18 protein-coding genes are annotated in these 16644 nt (G+C 61.9%); 11 read left to right on the forward strand and 7 right to left on the reverse strand.

Going from position 1 to position 16644, the window contains the following annotated elements:
- The first annotated feature begins 137 nt into the window (after positions 1 to 137).
- Genes ACOYXI_RS22640 through ACOYXI_RS22650 form a run of 3 tightly spaced genes read left to right on the forward strand, consistent with a single transcriptional unit; the run spans position 138 to position 3154 of the window.
- Positions 138 to 1475, forward strand: coding sequence for a contractile injection system protein, VgrG/Pvc8 family (locus tag ACOYXI_RS22640; protein ID WP_461675322.1), 1338 nt, complete (start codon positions 138 to 140; stop codon positions 1473 to 1475).
- Positions 1472 to 2266 (forward strand): DUF4123 domain-containing protein, encoded by a 795-nt coding sequence (locus tag ACOYXI_RS22645; RefSeq protein WP_098967037.1) that lies wholly within the window; start codon positions 1472 to 1474, stop codon positions 2264 to 2266. The genes ACOYXI_RS22640 and ACOYXI_RS22645 overlap by 4 nt, the downstream gene beginning before the upstream one ends.
- Positions 2267 to 2278: 12 nt before the next feature.
- On the forward strand, positions 2279 to 3154 hold the full coding sequence (locus ACOYXI_RS22650) for an alpha/beta hydrolase (protein WP_098967038.1): 876 nt from the start codon (positions 2279 to 2281) through the stop codon (positions 3152 to 3154).
- On the opposite strand, the gene ACOYXI_RS22655 is transcribed toward ACOYXI_RS22650, so the two are convergent.
- Both ACOYXI_RS22655 and ACOYXI_RS22660 read right to left on the reverse strand, forming a co-directional pair.
- The gene (locus ACOYXI_RS22655) at positions 3148 to 4497 is read right to left on the reverse strand and encodes an MATE family efflux transporter (RefSeq protein WP_098967040.1); all 1350 of its coding nucleotides are present in this window, start codon (positions 4495 to 4497) and stop codon (positions 3148 to 3150) included. The genes ACOYXI_RS22650 and ACOYXI_RS22655 overlap by 7 nt on opposite strands.
- Before the next feature lie 150 nt (positions 4498 to 4647).
- Positions 4648 to 4941, reverse strand: a complete 294-nt coding sequence (locus tag ACOYXI_RS22660; protein ID WP_007963021.1) for a hypothetical protein — start codon at positions 4939 to 4941, stop codon at positions 4648 to 4650.
- A 160-nt stretch (positions 4942 to 5101) separates the two neighbouring features.
- Between ACOYXI_RS22660 and ACOYXI_RS22665 the strand changes: the two genes are divergently transcribed.
- The 5 genes from ACOYXI_RS22665 (at position 5102) to ACOYXI_RS22685 (ending at position 9636) form a co-directional block, all read left to right on the forward strand.
- The gene (locus tag ACOYXI_RS22665; RefSeq protein WP_135294881.1) at positions 5102 to 5404 is read left to right on the forward strand and encodes a MazG-like family protein; all 303 of its coding nucleotides are present in this window, start codon (positions 5102 to 5104) and stop codon (positions 5402 to 5404) included.
- A complete protein-coding gene (locus ACOYXI_RS22670; protein ID WP_103368075.1) occupies positions 5404 to 6153 on the forward strand; it encodes a methyltransferase in 750 nt (249 codons plus the stop codon). Before ACOYXI_RS22665 ends, ACOYXI_RS22670 begins: the two co-directional genes overlap by 1 nt.
- Positions 6154 to 6165: 12 nt before the next feature.
- Positions 6166 to 6774 carry a DUF4136 domain-containing protein gene (locus ACOYXI_RS22675; RefSeq protein WP_461675323.1) on the forward strand — a complete coding sequence of 203 codons (609 nt, stop codon included), beginning with the start codon at positions 6166 to 6168 and terminating at the stop codon, positions 6772 to 6774.
- 51 nt (positions 6775 to 6825) lie between these two features.
- Entirely contained in the window at positions 6826 to 7383 is a 558-nt protein-coding gene (locus tag ACOYXI_RS22680; protein ID WP_095667638.1) for a DUF4136 domain-containing protein, read from the forward strand.
- Positions 7384 to 7635: 252 nt separating this feature from the next.
- A complete protein-coding gene (locus ACOYXI_RS22685; protein WP_461675324.1) occupies positions 7636 to 9636 on the forward strand; it encodes a pilus assembly protein TadG-related protein in 2001 nt (666 codons plus the stop codon).
- Here the strand turns inward: ACOYXI_RS22685 and ACOYXI_RS22690 are convergent.
- Together ACOYXI_RS22690 and ACOYXI_RS22695 are read right to left on the reverse strand one after the other, a co-directional pair.
- A complete protein-coding gene (locus tag ACOYXI_RS22690) occupies positions 9633 to 12380 on the reverse strand; it encodes a PAS domain-containing sensor histidine kinase (protein WP_134785351.1) in 2748 nt (915 codons plus the stop codon). The genes ACOYXI_RS22685 and ACOYXI_RS22690 overlap by 4 nt on opposite strands.
- Positions 12377 to 12823: a TadE/TadG family type IV pilus assembly protein gene (locus tag ACOYXI_RS22695; protein ID WP_134785352.1), complete on the reverse strand. Its 447-nt coding sequence runs from the start codon at positions 12821 to 12823 to the stop codon at positions 12377 to 12379. Before ACOYXI_RS22695 ends, ACOYXI_RS22690 begins: the two co-directional genes overlap by 4 nt.
- A gap of 75 nt (positions 12824 to 12898) precedes the next feature.
- Between ACOYXI_RS22695 and ACOYXI_RS22700 the strand changes: the two genes are divergently transcribed.
- Positions 12899 to 13369 carry a prepilin peptidase gene (locus tag ACOYXI_RS22700; protein ID WP_134785353.1) on the forward strand — a complete coding sequence of 157 codons (471 nt, stop codon included), beginning with the start codon at positions 12899 to 12901 and terminating at the stop codon, positions 13367 to 13369.
- A gap of 118 nt (positions 13370 to 13487) precedes the next feature.
- Positions 13488 to 14273 carry a response regulator transcription factor gene (locus tag ACOYXI_RS22705; RefSeq protein WP_096794830.1) on the forward strand — a complete coding sequence of 262 codons (786 nt, stop codon included), beginning with the start codon at positions 13488 to 13490 and terminating at the stop codon, positions 14271 to 14273.
- A gap of 59 nt (positions 14274 to 14332) precedes the next feature.
- Here the strand turns inward: ACOYXI_RS22705 and ACOYXI_RS22710 are convergent, their stop codons facing one another.
- From ACOYXI_RS22710 to ACOYXI_RS22720, 3 genes are all read right to left on the reverse strand, one after another.
- Positions 14333 to 14740 (reverse strand): response regulator, encoded by a 408-nt coding sequence (locus ACOYXI_RS22710; protein WP_025111740.1) that lies wholly within the window; start codon positions 14738 to 14740, stop codon positions 14333 to 14335.
- Positions 14741 to 14806: 66 nt separating this feature from the next.
- On the reverse strand, positions 14807 to 15019 hold the full coding sequence (locus ACOYXI_RS22715; RefSeq protein ID WP_134785354.1) for a Flp family type IVb pilin: 213 nt from the start codon (positions 15017 to 15019) through the stop codon (positions 14807 to 14809).
- 120 nt (positions 15020 to 15139) lie between these two features.
- The gene (locus tag ACOYXI_RS22720) at positions 15140 to 15346 is read right to left on the reverse strand and encodes a Flp family type IVb pilin (protein WP_102357094.1); all 207 of its coding nucleotides are present in this window, start codon (positions 15344 to 15346) and stop codon (positions 15140 to 15142) included.
- A gap of 345 nt (positions 15347 to 15691) precedes the next feature.
- Here ACOYXI_RS22720 and cpaB point away from each other — a divergent pair, with 345 nt between their 5' ends.
- Complete coding sequence (cpaB, locus tag ACOYXI_RS22725) at positions 15692 to 16627, forward strand: Flp pilus assembly protein CpaB (RefSeq protein ID WP_282412495.1); 936 nt, start codon at positions 15692 to 15694, stop codon at positions 16625 to 16627.
- The last annotated feature ends 17 nt before the right edge of the window (positions 16628 to 16644 follow it).

The raw sequence follows: 16644 nt of genomic DNA on the forward strand, positions 1-16644 counted from the left end.
ATAATTGCCTGCCACAGCCGGAGAAGTGATCCGGTCTGCTTTTCGCGTAGGTCATTTCCTAAGTTGTACTTCAGCTCTCTACTCGGCCATGGCTCTCGGCGAGAATCCCCGACCGCCCCTCCTGTAGAGATCCGCCCATGTTCGAATCAGTCAACGAGCCGTCGTTTCGTCTCGATGTAACGGGGCTGCCCGAGCCCTTCGAGGTGCTGGCCTTTACCGGAAGTGAGGGCATCAGCGAACCCTTCGCCTTTGATATCGATCTGTTGATCAATGATCCGCAACTGGACCTGGCCGGCCTGCTTTTCCGCTCGGCGTTCCTGCAGTTCGGTCCCGGACACAATGGCCTGAGCGGGCAATTGCAGAGTGTCGTTCAGCATGAGCACGATCAGGGCGCCCGATTGTGTCGAGTGACACTGGGACCGAAGCTGAGTTGTCTGGCGCTGCGTTTCAGTCAGCGGATCTTCAGCAGTCAGTGCGTGCCGAAGATCCTCGCGCAGGTGCTCAAGGAGCATGGGATCGTTGGTGCGCAACGGCGTTTTGATTTGCAGTGCGAATACCCGGTGCACACTTTCTGCACCCAGTACCGGGAGTCGGACCTGCAGTTTGTGCAGCGGCTGTGCGCGCAGGCGCGGATCCACTACTACTTCGAGCACCGGCCGGACGGACACTGTCTGGTCTTTGTCGATGATCCAGGGCGTTTTCCCGTGGCCGGCGCGGCGTCTGTGGACGATGGCGCGAGCACCCCGGCGGTAAGACGCTGGCAGATGCAGGTGGACGCCAGCGATGTGGACGCGGGTTCGGCGCAGGCCGGCAAAGCTTATGGCCACAGCGATCTGCCGACCTTGCGCGCCGCGCAGTGGCTGGCGTTGACCGCGCATCCGTTTGCCGAATGCAACCGCCGCTGGTTGCTGAGCCGGATCGAGCATCGTGCTGATCCCGCCAGCGAGCCGGCTTACAGCAACCGGATCGTCGCCGCCGCCCAGGCGCAACTGCCGACATTGACGAGCACCTGTGCCAGGCCGTGCATGCACAGTCTGCAACGTGCGTGGGTGGTGACGGTCGATGAACCGCAGCCCGACGATCAGCGGCCGGTGGCGGTGCAGTTCGACTGGCTTTATCAGGGCGAAGGCGCTGCCGCCAGCCATTGTTGGCTGCCGCTCGCAGCAGCGTTGAGCGACGCCTCACTGACATCGTTGCGTGAAGGCGTTGAAGTGGTGGTGAGTTTTCATGAAGGCGATCCGGATCAGCCGGTGATCAGTGGTGTGCTGCAGGAGCCGGCGGTGATCGAAGACTGCGAAGCGCCATTGGCGCTGCCGGACGTGCTGCCGAGCGCGGGCCTGGCGCAATGGCTCAAGTCTGCCGAACCGCTGTTGCTGCTGTGTCTTATGCCCGGCGGCGGCAGTTACAACCACTGCACGGCGTCGATCTGCAGTTGCCGATTGGTCGCGTCGCTGGATCAGGACGGCGCCGCTTGAGCGGCGTCGGCTTTGCCCCGCAGGTACAGTGGCTGTTGCTCGATGGCGCCGATGCGCAGCAGGCGCTGGCGACATTGCGCCAGGGGTTCGCCAGCGTACGTTGCACGCGGCTGTTCCAGGGCACCGAGTTTCAAGCGGTAAGCGAGCACGGTCCGCTGCTGGTCGACCTGCATGACTGCCCGGCACTGGCGGCGCTGTGTCAGCGTGATCCGCAGACCTGGCGCGGGTTGTTGTTCGCCAGTGATGCCTCGCAGGCAGTAATGCTGAGCCACCTGCGCCGGATGCTGACGGTCTCGTTCGGGCTCAATCACCGTGCCTTGCTCGGTTATTACAACCGCCAGACAGCGAGTTATTTTTTCGACGCCTGTGACGCCGCCGACTTGAGCCGCTGGCTCGGGCCGATCCGGCTGATGCGCTGGTTCGGTGGCACCTGGGCCGACCTCGCCATCGGCAGTCAGGGCTGGCAGCAACTGCGCAATCCGCAGTGGGCGGTCGAGCCGTTGGGGATCGACGAAAGCCTTACCCATCGTCAGCGCGAACGTTTGCAAAGTTGCCTGTTGGAACACCACATCTGGCGCTGGTGCCAATCACTCGGAACCGACTACACGCGGATGGCCTCCCATGTGCAGGAGGGGCTGACCCTGGGTTTCAGTGACCGAACCGTGCTGGATGGCTGGTTGTGGCTACGCTTGCAGCATCCCCGAGCGGGATTGCCAGGCGTGCCGGACGGGCTGACCCAGCAGGAACGGCTCGAGCATGTGCGGCGACAGTGGCAGAACGATCAATCTTGAGGTGCGACATCCATGACAAATCCTCTGTGGCAGCGGTTCGGCGCAGTCCTCGGCGGGTTTCTGCTGCTGGTGCTGACGGGATGTTCCCCGGTCAAGGTGCTCAATGCGCTGACCCCCGACGGCACGTTCCACAAAACCGCCGGGATTGCCTATGGCGATGATCCTCGACAGAAGCTCGACGTCTACGTGCCGCGCCAGCCGCTGGAGGACGCGCCGGTGGTGGTGTTCTTCTACGGCGGCAGCTGGAACAGCGGTGAGCGCGGCGATTACGCGTTTGTCGGCGAGGCGCTAGCGTCGCGGGGAATTGTCGCGGTGCTGGCGGATTATCGGCTCTACCCGCAGGTGCGCTATCCGTTGTTTCTTGAAGACTCGGCGCGGGCGGTGGCCTGGACCCGGGCGCATATCCGCGAGTTCTCCGGCAACCCGCAACGCCTGTACCTGATGGGCCACAGTTCCGGCGCTTACAACGCGGCGATGCTGGCGCTGGATCCTGGTCTGCTCGGTGCGGTGGGCATGACGCCAAAAGACCTCAGCGGCTGGATCGGCCTGGCCGGGCCGTATGATTTTCTGCCCATCAAGAATCCGCAGGTGCGTCCAGTATTCTTCTGGCCGGACTCACCGCCGCAATCGCAGCCGATCAACCACGTCAGGGCGGGCGAGCCTCCGGCACTGCTGATCGCCGCGACCAAGGACAATCTGGTCAACCCGACGCGCAACACCGCAGGCCTGGCGCGCAAACTGCGCGAGGCGGGTGTACAGGTGCAGGATCTTTACTACTCGCGCCCCAGTCATGTGACGCTGGTGGCGACCCTGTCGCGTCCGCTGCGGCGTCTGGCGCCGGTACTCGATCAGGTCGTCGCGTTCGTCAAACACACACCGGCTCAGTGAGCGGCACCGCTGAACCAGCCGTCGTTGCGCCGCAGCCACAGGGCCAGTGCGCCGAGGGTCAGGCTGCGCAAGACCATAAACAGCAGGAACGTTATCCACAGCCCATGATTGCCCAGTCCCTGTAATGCCCAGGCGAACGGCAGCAGCAGGGCGACGGTCAGCAGCATGCCGTTGCGCATCTCCCGGGCTCGAGTGGCGCCGATGAACAGGCCGTCGAGCAAGTAGCTCCAGACCGCAATCAGCGGCAGTACCGCCAGATACGGCAGATAGATGAACGCGGTATCGCGCACGCTCTGGATGTCGGTCTGCATCTCGATGAACAAGTGTCCGCCCAACAGAAACAGCGCGGCAAAACCGAGGCTGGCCAGCAACGACCAGCCGCCGGCCACCACCAGCGAACGGCGCAGGGCGAGCCGGTCGCGGGCGCCGATGGCGTGTCCGCACAACGCTTCGACCGCATGCGCCAGACCGTCCAGCGCATGCGCGGTCAGCAGCAAACCGTTGAGCAGCAGAGCATTGGCCGCCACCGTGGCATCGCCGAGCCGCGCGCCTTGCACGGTGATCAGGAAAAATACCGATTGCAGCGCCAGGCTGCGGATGAAAATGTCGCGGTTGACCGCCAGCAGCGGGCGCCAGCTCTGCCACACCTTCAAGGCCGTCCAGGCGATGTGCCCGGGATAGGCGCGCAATGCGCCGCGGGTAAGCCACAGGCCGAGCAGGGCGCCGCTCCACTCGGCAATCACCGAGGCCCGGGCGGAACCGACCACCCCCCATTCCAGGCCAATCACGAACCACAGATTGAGAGCGATGTTGATCAGGTTGGTGCTCAGCAGAATTGCCAGCGGCGCCCGGGCGTTCTGGGTGCCGAGGAACCAGCCGACCAGGGCGTAACTGGCCAGCGCTGCCGGCAGCCCGAATAACCGGGTGTGGAAGAACTCGCGGGTCAGTTGATCGAGTTCGGCCGACGGCTGCATGAAGTGCAGGGCCACGCCGCTCAACGGCACGCCGAGAGTGCCGAGCACGATCGCCAGTCCCAGCGCCAGCAGCAAACCCTGCAACAGAATCTGCCGTAACGCCGCGCCATCGCTGCGCCCGGCCGCCTGAGCGGCAAACCCCGTAGTGCCCATGCGCAGAAAGCCCATGGCCCAGGCGAGAAACGTGTAGAGGCTGGCGCCGACCGCCACTGCGCCCAACTGATGGGCGTGGGGCAGGTGGCCGATGACGGTGCTGTCAACCAGCGCCACCAGCGGCACGGAAATATTGGAAAGAATCATCGGCGCGGCGAGTGCCCAGACCTTGCGGTGAGTCGGGCGGTCGCGCCAGTCGGCAATCAGGTTGGACATGCGGGCTCCTTGGGGGAGCGGGGATTGTAGCGATTCATGCGATCTATTGTGGGAGCGAGCTTGCTCGCGAAGGCAGTGTGTCAGTCAAAACAGCTTTTACTGATCTGACGCTTTCGCGAGCAAGCCCGCTCCCACAGGGGAAGAGTGGTGTCAGTGGATAATCCAGCTCAACAACCACAACCCCAACAGCAGCCAGATGATCCCGGCAATGATCGACGCATTCATGAACGCGCGAATCGCCGACCACAGCAGCATCAGGCCGACGATCAGCGCGAGGATGCTGATGATCGAAGTGTCCATGCCCAGCGTCTTCGCCAGGCCATCGACAAAGTTGCCGCCGGCGTTGCTCAGAATGTTGAACAGGCCGCTGAGGCCGTCGACGATGAAACGGATGATCGAACCGAGTGCCTGGCCGAGCCATTCGAAAAAGCTTTCTACCTGCATGTGTGCATCCTGATGAAAGAGCTGAGCCTTGGGCCACCGCGCGGGTGGCCGAGTTCCCTGCAACTATAGAGGGTTTGCCTCAATCCTGTGTGGGAGCGAGCCATGGCCGCTTGCGTTCAGCCGACATCCCCCCGAAGCTATACGCCTTCAGGAGAGCCCGATGAACCTTGTTGAACTGACCGAACGCCTGCACGCCATTCGCGACCGCAATGACTGGCGGCAATTTCACAGCCCGAAAAACCTCGCCATGGCCGCCAGCGTCGAGATGTCCGAACTGGTGGAGATTTTCCAGTGGCTGACCGAAGACCAGTCACGCCAGTTGCCGGCGGACAAACTGGCGCATGCCGGGCAGGAAGTCGGCGATATCGTCCTGTATCTGTTGCTGCTGTGCAGCGAGTTGGGGCTGGACATGAATGAAGTGGTGCGCAGCAAGCTCGCCGACAGCGAACGGCGGTTCAACTGATGAGCGACCGGCATTTCGATCAGTTGGCGACCCGTTTCGCCGAAAAAATCTACGGTGGCGCCAAAGGCGCGATTCGCCTCGCGGTGTTGCAGGCCGACCTGGCCGAAGCATTGCCGGACCGACCGCTGCGCGTGCTGGACATCGGCGGCGGTCTGGGCCACATGTCGCTGTGGCTGGCCGAACGCGGCCATGAAGTGACCTTCACCGAGCCGGCCGAACCGATGCTCGAAGGTGCCCGCCAGCGCTTCGCCGAAGCCGGGCAGAGCGCGACGTTCATTCAGGCGCCGTGGCAGGAGCTGCTCGGTCAGCTCACCGAGCCCTACGATCTGGTGATCTGCCACGCGGTGCTCGAATGGCTGGCCGAGCCCCACGCAATCCTGCCGGTGCTGCATCAACTGACCAAGCCCGGTGGCTGGCTGTCGCTGGCGTTCTATAACCGCGATGCGCTGATCTACCGCAACCTGCTCAAGGGCCATTTCAAGAAAATGCGCAAAAACACCATGGCCGGTGAAAAGCAGAGCCTGACCCCGCAGCAGCCGCTTGATCCGCGGGAGCTGGCAACGCAACTCGAAGGGTTGTGGCAGGTCGAAACCCAGAGCGGGATCCGGGTTTTCCACGACTACATGCCGGTGGAATTCCAGGCCCGCGCCGAACTCGTGGATTTGCTGGAGATGGAGCTCGCTCACCGTCGCCACCCAAGCTTCGCCGGGCTTGGGCGTTACTTGCACTGGATCTGCCGGCCGATCTGATCGGAGCACCACATGAAAGCTCAATCCGGTTTATTGCTGATCTGTCTGGGGTTGGCCGCCTGCCAGGGCAGCAACCCGTATGTCGCGCAGTCGCGGCCGTTGCCGCCGGCGCCGCCGCAAGCGGCCAACACCTTCGATCGCAGCGCCTACCCGGCGCCACCGCGTGATTACGGGCGCTATCGCAGTTGGGCCTGGCTCAACGGGCAATTGCCGCCGGGCACGGCTTGGGCCGATTCGGCGCAAGTGGCTGAAGCCGTCAGCAACGCGCTGGACCAACGCGGGTTGCGTCCGTTGCACGACAACCGTCCGGCCGATTTGCTGGTCAGCGCCAATCTGCGTCTGGAAACCCGCTTGCGTCAGGTGCAGGACGATTACGGTTACGGCGGATACAGTGGCTATGATCGCTACGGGCGCGGTTACGGCATATACAACACTGTGCCGATTGTTCGCACCTATCAGGAGCAGGTCGTGGTGGTCCAGGTCAATCTGTTCGACGCCGGCACCGGTCAACCGGTGTGGAGCGCCAGCGCCGAAACCGCCAATCAGGGCAGCCAACTGGTGCGCACCGACGCCATTCGCGAGGCTCTGGAAAAAGCCCTGTCGGCGTATCCGCCGAGCTAGACTTCAGGTGAGAACGCTTCGCAGGTTCAGGCCTTCAACCGGAGAACAACCATGTTCCGTCGTCTCGCTTTACTGGCCATGGCCGCGCTGCTCAGTGCCTGCGCTGCCAACCAGGTCAATCACGACTTTGACGCCAGCCGCGATTTCGCCGCCTATCGCAGCTGGAGCTGGAAAGAACCGGCGCTGCAATATCGCCCGGATGATCCACGGATCAAGAGCGACCTGACCGAGCAACGCATCCGCCAGGCCGTCAGCGATCAACTTGATCAACGCGGCTTGCGCCCTGCCGCTGCGGGGGCCAAAGGCGACCTGAGCGTGCAAACCTACCTGATCGTCGAGGATCGCCAGCAGCAAGTGACCACCAACTACGGCGGCGGTTGGGGTGGCCCGTGGAACGGGTATTGGGGCGCGCCGATGTACAACGAAACCCGCAACATCACCTACAAGGTGGCAACGATCCAGATCGACCTGCTCGACGGCAAGGACGGCAAACTGGTGTGGCGCGGCAGCGATGAACAGATGCTCAGCAGCACGCCCAATCCACAGGATCGCAGCAACGCAGTGCGCGAAACGGTGGCCCGGATATTGGCCAACTATCCACCGCGCTAGTTCGCTGTAAAAAAAAGGGAGCCCAAGAGGCTCCCATTTTTTGCCCCATCACAAATCTCCCTGTGGGAGCGGGCTTGCTCGCGAAGACGGCGTGTCAGCCACATCCATGTTGAATGACACAGCGCATTCGCGAGAAGACGAGGTCTGCAGGGTTTTGTGCAGCACCAAATGGCGCGTTGCCACTAGCGCCGTCTACACTCAAATCCACCATCGGAGGTAGCGCTCGGCAACGCGCCGGCAAAGGAGTGCGCCATGTCGCCTCGTACGCAGTTCAACGGCCCGGCCCGGCAACGCGGGGCGATCGGGTTGATGGCGGCTGCCACCCTCAGTCTGGCGCTGGTGTTGATGCTGTTGGTGGTCGACACCGGTCGGTTGTACATGGAGCAGCGCAAGTTGCAGCGGGTGGTCGACAGTGCGGCGCTGGAAGCGGTCAGTCGCGGCGGCAATTGTCAGTCAGGCCTCAGTGCAGCCACTTATGCCGGGCAAAGCGCAGTGCGCAATGGCTACATCATCGATAGCAACAACACCCTCGCGACGACCTGCGGCAGTGTGCAGACCGCGGCCAGCGGCCTGCGTGCGTTCACCGTCGATGCAACCCGGTCGAGCGCAATCAAAGTGGACGCCAGCCGCACGGTGACCACCAGTTTTGCCGGCGGCGTACAGGCCTTGTTCAGCGGCTCTGCGGTCAGCCTGAACACCACGCTCAACGCCTCGGCCGTCGCCGCGCAGCCGACCCCGACGGTTGCGCAACTGAACATCCGCAGTACGCTGGCGAGCATCAACACCGCCCAGTCGAACATTCTCAATCCGCTGTTCTCCGGGCTGCTCGGCGGCAACGTCAACCTCACGGCACTGGGTTGGGACGGTCTGCTCAACACCGACATCAACCTGCTCAGCTACCTCAACCAACTGGCGATCAACCTCAACGTCGCCGCCGGCAACTACACGCAACTGCTCAACACCCAGGCCACGGTCACCCAACTGATTCAGGCGGCCGCGACGGTGGTGCAGCTCAATGGCGCGACCGCGACGGTGATCACTGCGCTGGGTCAGCTGCAGGTTGCGGCGATCAATGCTGCGCCGGTCAAACTCGGCGACATTCTGCAGTTGCAGACCGGCACCACCGCCGCCGGGCTGGATGCCAACCTGCAACTGCTGCAACTGATTCAGGGTGTGGTGCAACTGGCCAACAGCAAAAGCGCGGTGGCCGCGACCTTGCCGATCAGCGTGCTGGGGCTGGCGAATGTCACGGTGCGGGTCAAGGTGATCGAGCCGCCGCAGTTTTCGGCGATTGGTGATCCAGCGCGGGCCAAGGCCAATCCGTTGGGGGCGGACCGGATTTATGTGCGCACGGCGCAGATTCGCACCTTCATCTCGGTGAATCTGCCGGTATTGAGTGGGGTGGCTGGGTTGACCAATGCCGTGCTCGGATTAGTGGGTGCCTTGACGCCGACTTTGAATGCGCTGCTGCACCTGGATCTGGCGGCCACATTGAACTCAGTTCTCTGCCTGCTTGGAGCCGGTTGCGAGCAACTGGCCCCGAGACTCCTGCCCTCTCCGGAAATCGATATCAGTCTGGATGCGGGCGGTGCTCAAAGCTATGTCACGGATTACAGTTGTCCGACAGGTACGACTGGAGTAAAGAGCCTGACTGCCCATACCATCACCTCCATTGCCGATCTCAAACTCGGCAAGATCGATCCGTCCAACGCCTTTTCCTCGTCCGCCGAACCGACGGTCACGCCGTTGCCGCTGATTGATCTGGGCATCGAGACTTGCTACGGGCTATTCGGCTGCGACGCGAGCAGCCACGTTCAGTTCGGGGCCGGAGGAATCGGGATCATGCTCGACACCAGCGTCGCGAAAAACACCCAGGATCTGCTGTTTTCCAGCGTGAACGCCAGCGTTCCACCGTTCAATACACCGGCCAACCTCAAGCTGCTACCCAGCGTGCAGTCAGCGGCACCAACCACTGACATCGTTGGCAGCCTCGCCGGGACTCTGGCCGGCATCAACCTGACTGTCTACAAACCGCAGGGCAGTAATCCTTTGGGCTCTATCGTCACCGGGGTCGCTTCTTTGATCAGCGATGTCACCAACAAATTACTGCCGGTGGTCACTAACTTGCTGGCACCTTTGCTCGACCCCTTGCTCAACAATCTGCTGAAAAGCCTGGGCATCAACCTTATGGACGTCGACGTCGGTGCCAACATGACCTGCGGCCAGACCGGCAAGGCCTATCTGGTGATCTAGGCGTCCGGTGCAATCGGCAACTCGATGCAGAAACGTGCGCCCTCCAGCGAGTTGCGCACGCTCAAATGACCACCCATGTTTTCGATGATGCCGTAGCTCACCGACAGCCCCAGCCCGGTGCCGACGCCCACCGGTTTGGTGGTGAAGAACGGTTCGAAAATCCGCTCCAGCAAACGCGGCTCGATGCCGCCGCCGTTGTCCTCGACCCACAGCCGAACCTTGTGCTCGTCGCGCTCGGCATAAATCGAGATCCATGGCTTGAACGATGAGTCTTTCTCGCGTTTGCCGAGCAGCGCATCGCGGGCGTTGACCATCAGGTTGATCAGCACCTGCTCCAACTGATCGACGTAACCGCGCACCTGCACGCTGAAAGCGGTTTCGCTGATCCGCAGGTCGACGCCTTTGCCGCGCATGCCTTCGGCCAGCAACGACAAGGTGCCTTCGATGGCCGAGGCCGGGTTGAACAGTTGTTGCTCGATCTCCGAACGACGGCCGAACACGCGCATGTGATCGACCACTTTCGCGGCGCGCTGCACCTGGGCGTCGATGCGATTGAGTTTGTCGGTCAGATAGTCGATCTGCACATCGCCGTTGCCCAGGCGCTTGAGCACGTTGACGATGGCCATGCGCATCACGTTCAGCGGCTGATTGATTTCATGGGCCAGACCAGTGGCCATTTCGCCGAGGGTGGCCATTTTTGCGCTTTGCGTGAGTTGCTGCTGCGAGCGCCGCACCTCGGTGTTATCGCGGCCCACGGCCTGCACTTCAAGCAGGCGCCCGTGTTCATCGAACACCCCGCGATCGGACCACACCCACCATGCATGTTCGCGCCCGGGTAATTGCAGGCTGATTTCGGCAGTGCTCACTGGTAGCTCCGGGGTCAGCAGTGCCAGACGCTGGATGAAGGCGGCGCGTTGTTCGTCGGACATCCAGCTGCCCAGATCTACCCCCGGCAATTGCTCCGGGGTGCATTCCAGATAAGTCGCCAGCGGCCGATTGCCGAAGGTCAGCGTCAGGTCCGGGCGATAACGGCAGATCATCGCCGGAGAGTCTTCCACCAGAATCCGGTAACGCTCTTCGCTGTGTCTGACCTGTTCGGCGGCGAGGGTCGCTTCGGTGACGTCCAGCCACAGCCCGACGGCTTCGACCGGCAGACCAAGATCATTGCGCAGCAGTTTGGCTTCGTCGAGCAGCCAGTGGTAGTCGCCGCGTGCGTCGCGCAAGCGAAAACGCGCACGCGCCGAGCCTTCGCGCAACAGTTGCCGGGTGCGAGCGAAATACAGCTCGCGGTCTTCGGGGTGAATCAGTTGCACCCAGTCGGCGGCGCAGCCCTCGGCCGGCGTCCAGCCCAGCAGCGGCTGCAGGCTGGCGCTGAAAAAGTCCGCAAGCAACGCACCTTCGACGTAGCGCTGCACATAAATCACTGCCGGCGAACTGGCGATCAGGTTATCCAGCCGCGCATGGGCGGCTTCGGCGCGTTGCTGCTGGTTGCGCGTGTCGCTGATGTCGAGCATGAATCCCACCAGCCGCCGCTGTTCACCGCTGCCGGCGACCTGGCCCTGAACGCGATACCACAGGGGCGTTTGTCCGGGGCCGCTGCGGTGCAGGCGAACGCACAGGGTCAGGGGCTCGCCGTGCAATTGCAGGGCATGCAGGCGGCTGCGCAGTTCTTCGCGGTCGGCCGGATGAATCAGTGCGAGCCAATCTTGCAGCGAGATGCGAGCACGGTCCGCCGGCAACACATCGAGCAGCGTAGGCGCCAGCAGCATGTCGTCGCCAAGCATTTCCCACCAACCGGTGCCGAGCAGGGTCTGCAGCGATTCCAGGCGTTCGGTGTAGTGATGATGTTGCTGTTCTCGCAGGCGGCTGAGCAGCGGGCCGGCCAGTGCGCTGGTCAGGGCCATCCAGTCGCGGTCGTTCAGGTGCGGGGCGGCAATGTCCACGGTGTAGAAGCCGCAGAGCAGCCACGCCACCACCCCTCGATCATCGCTGTAGGGCACGGCGAACCCGTCGGCGTTGCCGAACGTGGCCTCCACCCGCGCGTGGTCGTACAAGCCATGATGGGCGCCGAGGCGTTGCGGCGCGCTGCCGTTGAGGCTGTCGAGCGGCGTGCCCAGACGTTGGCCGTCCTGCCACAGCAACGGCGCGTCGTGGGCGCGATATTGCTCGTAGATCTGCCAGCCCTGCTCCTGTTCGTCGAGCAGGGCGAGAGCCAGACACGGGATATGCCAGCGCTGGGCGATGGCCTGCAGTTGCTCGCTGAGCACCAGCGGCAAACGCGTCAGGCTACAGACGCGCAGGTGTTCGCTGATCTGTCCGGCAAGTGCCTGACTGGCTTCACGGTTGCGCGACTGCTGGCGCTCCAGCAGCAGGTCGCCGATGTCCATCAGTTGCAGCATCCAGCCGTCGGCCGAAGGCTGTACCCAACCGCGCAGGTGCAGGGTCTGATCGCTGAGGCCGGGAAAATCCAGATCGAGTATTTGCCCTTGCCAGTCCTGCGGGCGGCCTTCAATTGCCAACGTACTGTGCGCGAGTAAATAAGCCGACAACGGCAGCGGCGAGTCGTGGGGTGGCTGTTGCGCGAGTTGGTGGCGCAACGGCCCGGCGATCTGCAATACGCCGCCGTCGTGGTTCAGTTGCAGGTGCAGGCCCAGCGGCGGTGCGCCGAGATGATCGGGCAGTTCGTTGGCCGGCGGTGGCGCGCGCTTGAGCAGGCGCCCGAACAGATTGTCGCCGGCGGTCAAAATTTCAGGCTCGACGCGGCGGAGAGGGTGGCGGGCAGACTCGGCACTGCACCCACGCCCGGCAGCACCAGAAATGGAATGACCTGATTGAGCTTGCTGGTGGGGTAATCGACTCTGACCGTCAGCGTACCTTGAGTGGCGTCATACACCGCCGAGGTATCGACGCCGACCACCAGGTTCAGCGCGGATGGCACCCACTGCAACTGTTGGGTCAACGCGGTGTTGGCAGTGCTCACCACCACGGAAGCATAACCGGGAGTGTTGGGGTCGACTGCGACGCTGCGGCGCACCGCTTCAGATGTCGCCTCGTTGAAAGTCTGCATCAATATAAACGGCAGGCTGTAACTGACCAGCGCGTAGAACACGGCGAAAAAAATCACGAATACCAAGGCGAATTCGATCGCCACTGCGCCTGCCTGTGATTTTGCGAAGCCGGTTTTCATGAGTGCGTCTACCCTGACTTTCACTGCGTAGTATCAGCATAGAATCATTCAGCAAAATCGGATGGATTTAACCGGATGCAGAGTTTAGTTCTCCTGATCTGGCTGGCCCTGTGCGCCGCCCAGGATGCCCGGCAACGGCGTATCGCCAATGTGCTGACGTTCGGTGCAGGAGCGCTGGCGCTGATCCATTTGCTGGCGACTGGCACCACCTGGTTCGGAGCCGATGCGCAGCAGGGATGGTCGGCCGCCGCGATCGCCCTGATGTTGACTGTTCCTGGGTATTTCATGGGCCGGATGGGCGCAGGCGATGTGAAATTAATGACAGCCATGGGCCTTGCGACGAACGGTTTATTCATTCTTTGTGCGTTTATCGGCGCTGGTATCGCCAGTCTGCTGTGGCTGCTCGTTGCGCCAAGAGTCTGGCTTCATATGAGTCAATGGCTTAGAGAACGTCTTCGATATTTAGAGCCAGGAGCGTCAAAGAAGCTGCCATTTGCACCGTTCGTGCTGGCAGGTGTATTGGCTTCGATACATTGGATCCATTAGTCGCCAGATGCCACTAGTCCTATGTACATAGTCGGAAAGTGCGTCTACTTTCAAATGAAGTGGTTACATCGCCAAAGTGCAGAAAAAGTCAGCTTTGGCCCGAGCAATGGAGTGGTTCGTGAACAAGCTTACGTCGGCGGTAAAAGTGCTCGTGGTCGATGATCAACCGTTGATCGTCGAAGAATTGTGCGAGTTTCTCGAAAGCAGCGGGTACCGCTGTGTGCCGTGTGAATCCAGCACTCAGGCGATCGAGCGTTTCAGTGAAGACGCCGAAATCGGTCTGGTGCTGAGCGACCTGCATATGCCGGACATGGATGGCATCCAACTGGTGCAGGAGCTGCAACGCATCAGCGGCAAACACCGGGTGTTCGAAGCGATCATGCTCACGGGGCGCGCCGACAAACAGGACGTGATCAAGGCCCTGCGTGCCGGGATTGCCGACTACTACCAGAAGCCGATCCAGCTGGATGAACTGCTCGAAGGCGTGAAACGTCAGGAAGCGGCCCTGCAAGAGCGGCACAAGAATGTCCAGTTGGGACACCTGAACCAGAAGCTGCAGTTTCTCTCGGAATCCATCGACGATCTCTACCAGGATCTGGACAAGGTCCGGCGCAATCCGGCGGCGGTGGTCAAAGACATGCTCGGCGGCGACGGCGCCGAAGCCGAGCAGGAGATTCCGGCGATCTTCAATCAGCTGTCACCACGGCAACTGGATGTGGCGCGGCTGGTGGGCAAAGGGCAGACCAACTATCAGATCGCCTGCGAGTTGGGCATCACCGAAAACACCGTGAAATTGTATGTCTCGCAGGTCTTGCGCCTGACCCATATGCACAACCGCACCCAGTTGGCATTGGCGCTATCGCCCAGTGCCTCGGCCGCCCGTCAGCGTGTGACCGCACACTGATCCCACTTGCCTGCCCTTCGCGGGCAGGCAGTCAATTCTGCCAAAAATACCTTGAGCGATTATCCGGCTTGCGTCTTGGGTTTGGGGAACAGATTGTCCAGGGTTTCCAACAGGCGCACGTGGTAGATCGGCTTGCGAAACAGATCCAGCACCTGCAGACGCAGCATGTCGCTGACGTCCTCCATGTCGGCATGTCCGGAGGTCACGATCACTGGAAGATGCTGGCGTGAAGTGTGCTCGCGCAGGCGTTTGATCAGCGACATGCCGGACTCCTCCGGCATGCGCAGATCGGTGATCACCAGCGCGATATCCGGATGGCGGGTGAGGTGATGCAGGGCGAGTTTCACCGAGGTGGCGGTGTGGCAGACAAAGCCCTCGCCCTCCAGTAACTCGGCCAGCTCAAGCAACGCGTCCTCTTCGTCGTCAACCAGAAGCAACTGTTGGCGGGGGAGTGAGGAAGCAGTCATGGGCAGTCCCTGAAAAGCTGGAAGTGAGATCGAGTGTAGCGCGACATTCGCCGGACGCGACTCACATCAGGGGGTTTGCACCGGAGCGGTTTGCGAGGCTCCACCGAGCGCCACCAGAACATTGTTGAAAATCGCAAATATCTTCGCGCCCAATGGGGTGATGAATACCACCACGACGACCGCGACCATCGCCACGACAATGGCGTATTCGATGGCTGACGCGGCTTCCGTACTGGCCAGAAAGGACCTCAGGCGCATGATCAGGTATTCAAGGATCATTGACATTCTCCTTAGTTACAACGGGAGATCGGACCTGTGAAATCCGATGACTTGCCAGTGCCTGAGCGCTGCTATGGGTGAGCATGGGACCGGGCACTGGAAGAGGGGCAAGGTTTTTGATCAAGGTGTCGGTCTGACCTGCGTAGCGCCACCGAGTTTGGTCAGTACCAGGTTGAAGATGGCCAGCACCTTGTCGCCGATGGGCGTCACAAACACCACGACCACGACCGCCACCATTGCCACCACAATCGCGTATTCGATGGCAGATGCGCCTTCTTCACTTCTGCACAGCAGCCTGGCCCTGGCCAGTAGATAGTCGATGATCATCCGAAACATACGTCCACTCCTTCGCGCCTCTGGCGCCGATCCAACGCTACAGCGGCATGCTTTCACCGTGCTATCAGAGCATTGTCAACAAACCCCCGGTCAACAACTGTAAGAACGGATTAATCATAAAGGATTAACCAGAACGTTAGTCGAGCCAAACCCTGCAGTTAATTGGCCAGGACTCATACTTTAGTGAGTTATTTTGCTGTCAGTAATGGCGTTTTGTCTCGGATCAGCTAGCTTGGAAATAGCGAAATCGTTGCATGTTCATAGCTGCCTGATCGCGAAAAATTCTCTCGGCAGGAAGTACAGGCTGTCGGTGCAGTGAGGAAAGGGAGAGCCGTCATGAACAGTCGCGTCACCATGGGGCTTGCAGCCGTTCTGCTGCTGGGGGCAATCGTCGTCGGCTACTGGGGCCTGATGCTCAGTCGGCAACCGGCTCCCGTTGCCCAAGTGCCTGCCGCCCCGGCAGTCGCCATGGAAAAAACCGTGGCCGCCGCCGAAGATCAGACCCGCCAGCCAGTGGTCGTGCTGTTGCACGATGTGCCGCCGTTCACGCCGCTCACGGCTGCCGATGTGGCGGTGGAGAAATTGCGCAGTGCGCCAGCCGGCAGCCTTTCCAGTGTCGAGCAAGCGGTGGGTCGCACGCCGTGGCGGCACTTGAGCGCAGGCACCTGGCTCAACGACGAAAGCTTTCAGGCCGGTGGCTCACTGGCGCGGATGATTCACAGTGATGAGCGTGCGCTCACTGTGGCCGTGGACGAAGTGATCGGTGCCGCCGGGCAACTGATTCCCGGCGACTACGTCGATGTGCTGCTCTACCTGCGTCAGGACGCGAGCAATCTGCAGCAGTCGGCGCAGATCGTGGTGCCGGCCATGCGCGTACTCGGTGTCGGTGAGCAATACGGCCTGACCAACGACGGCCAACCCGCCACCCCGGCCTTGAGCGCCGACGAAAAACTCAAACAGGATCAACGCCGGATCGCTGCACGCACCGTGGTGCTGGCGGTGCCCGAACAATTGCTCAGCCGGATGATGCTCGCCACTCAGGTCGGCACGTTGCGCCTGGCCGTGCGCAGCAGCGAAGAACAGCGTCTGGCCAAGTACTGGGCCGGTGAAACCCAGTCACCGGCGCATGTGGACAACGCCAACAGCCAGCTCTTCCAGTTCACCCAACTGGCCCTCGGTGCCGCGCCAAAAGCGCCGGCCGCTGGCGGCCATGGCGGTGCGCGGCCGATGGAAGTGATCCGCGGCAATCAGCTTTCCCAACAAGCCCCATGACTGAGCAAGGATCCACG

Source organism: Pseudomonas sp. G3-19 (assembly GCF_054855875.1).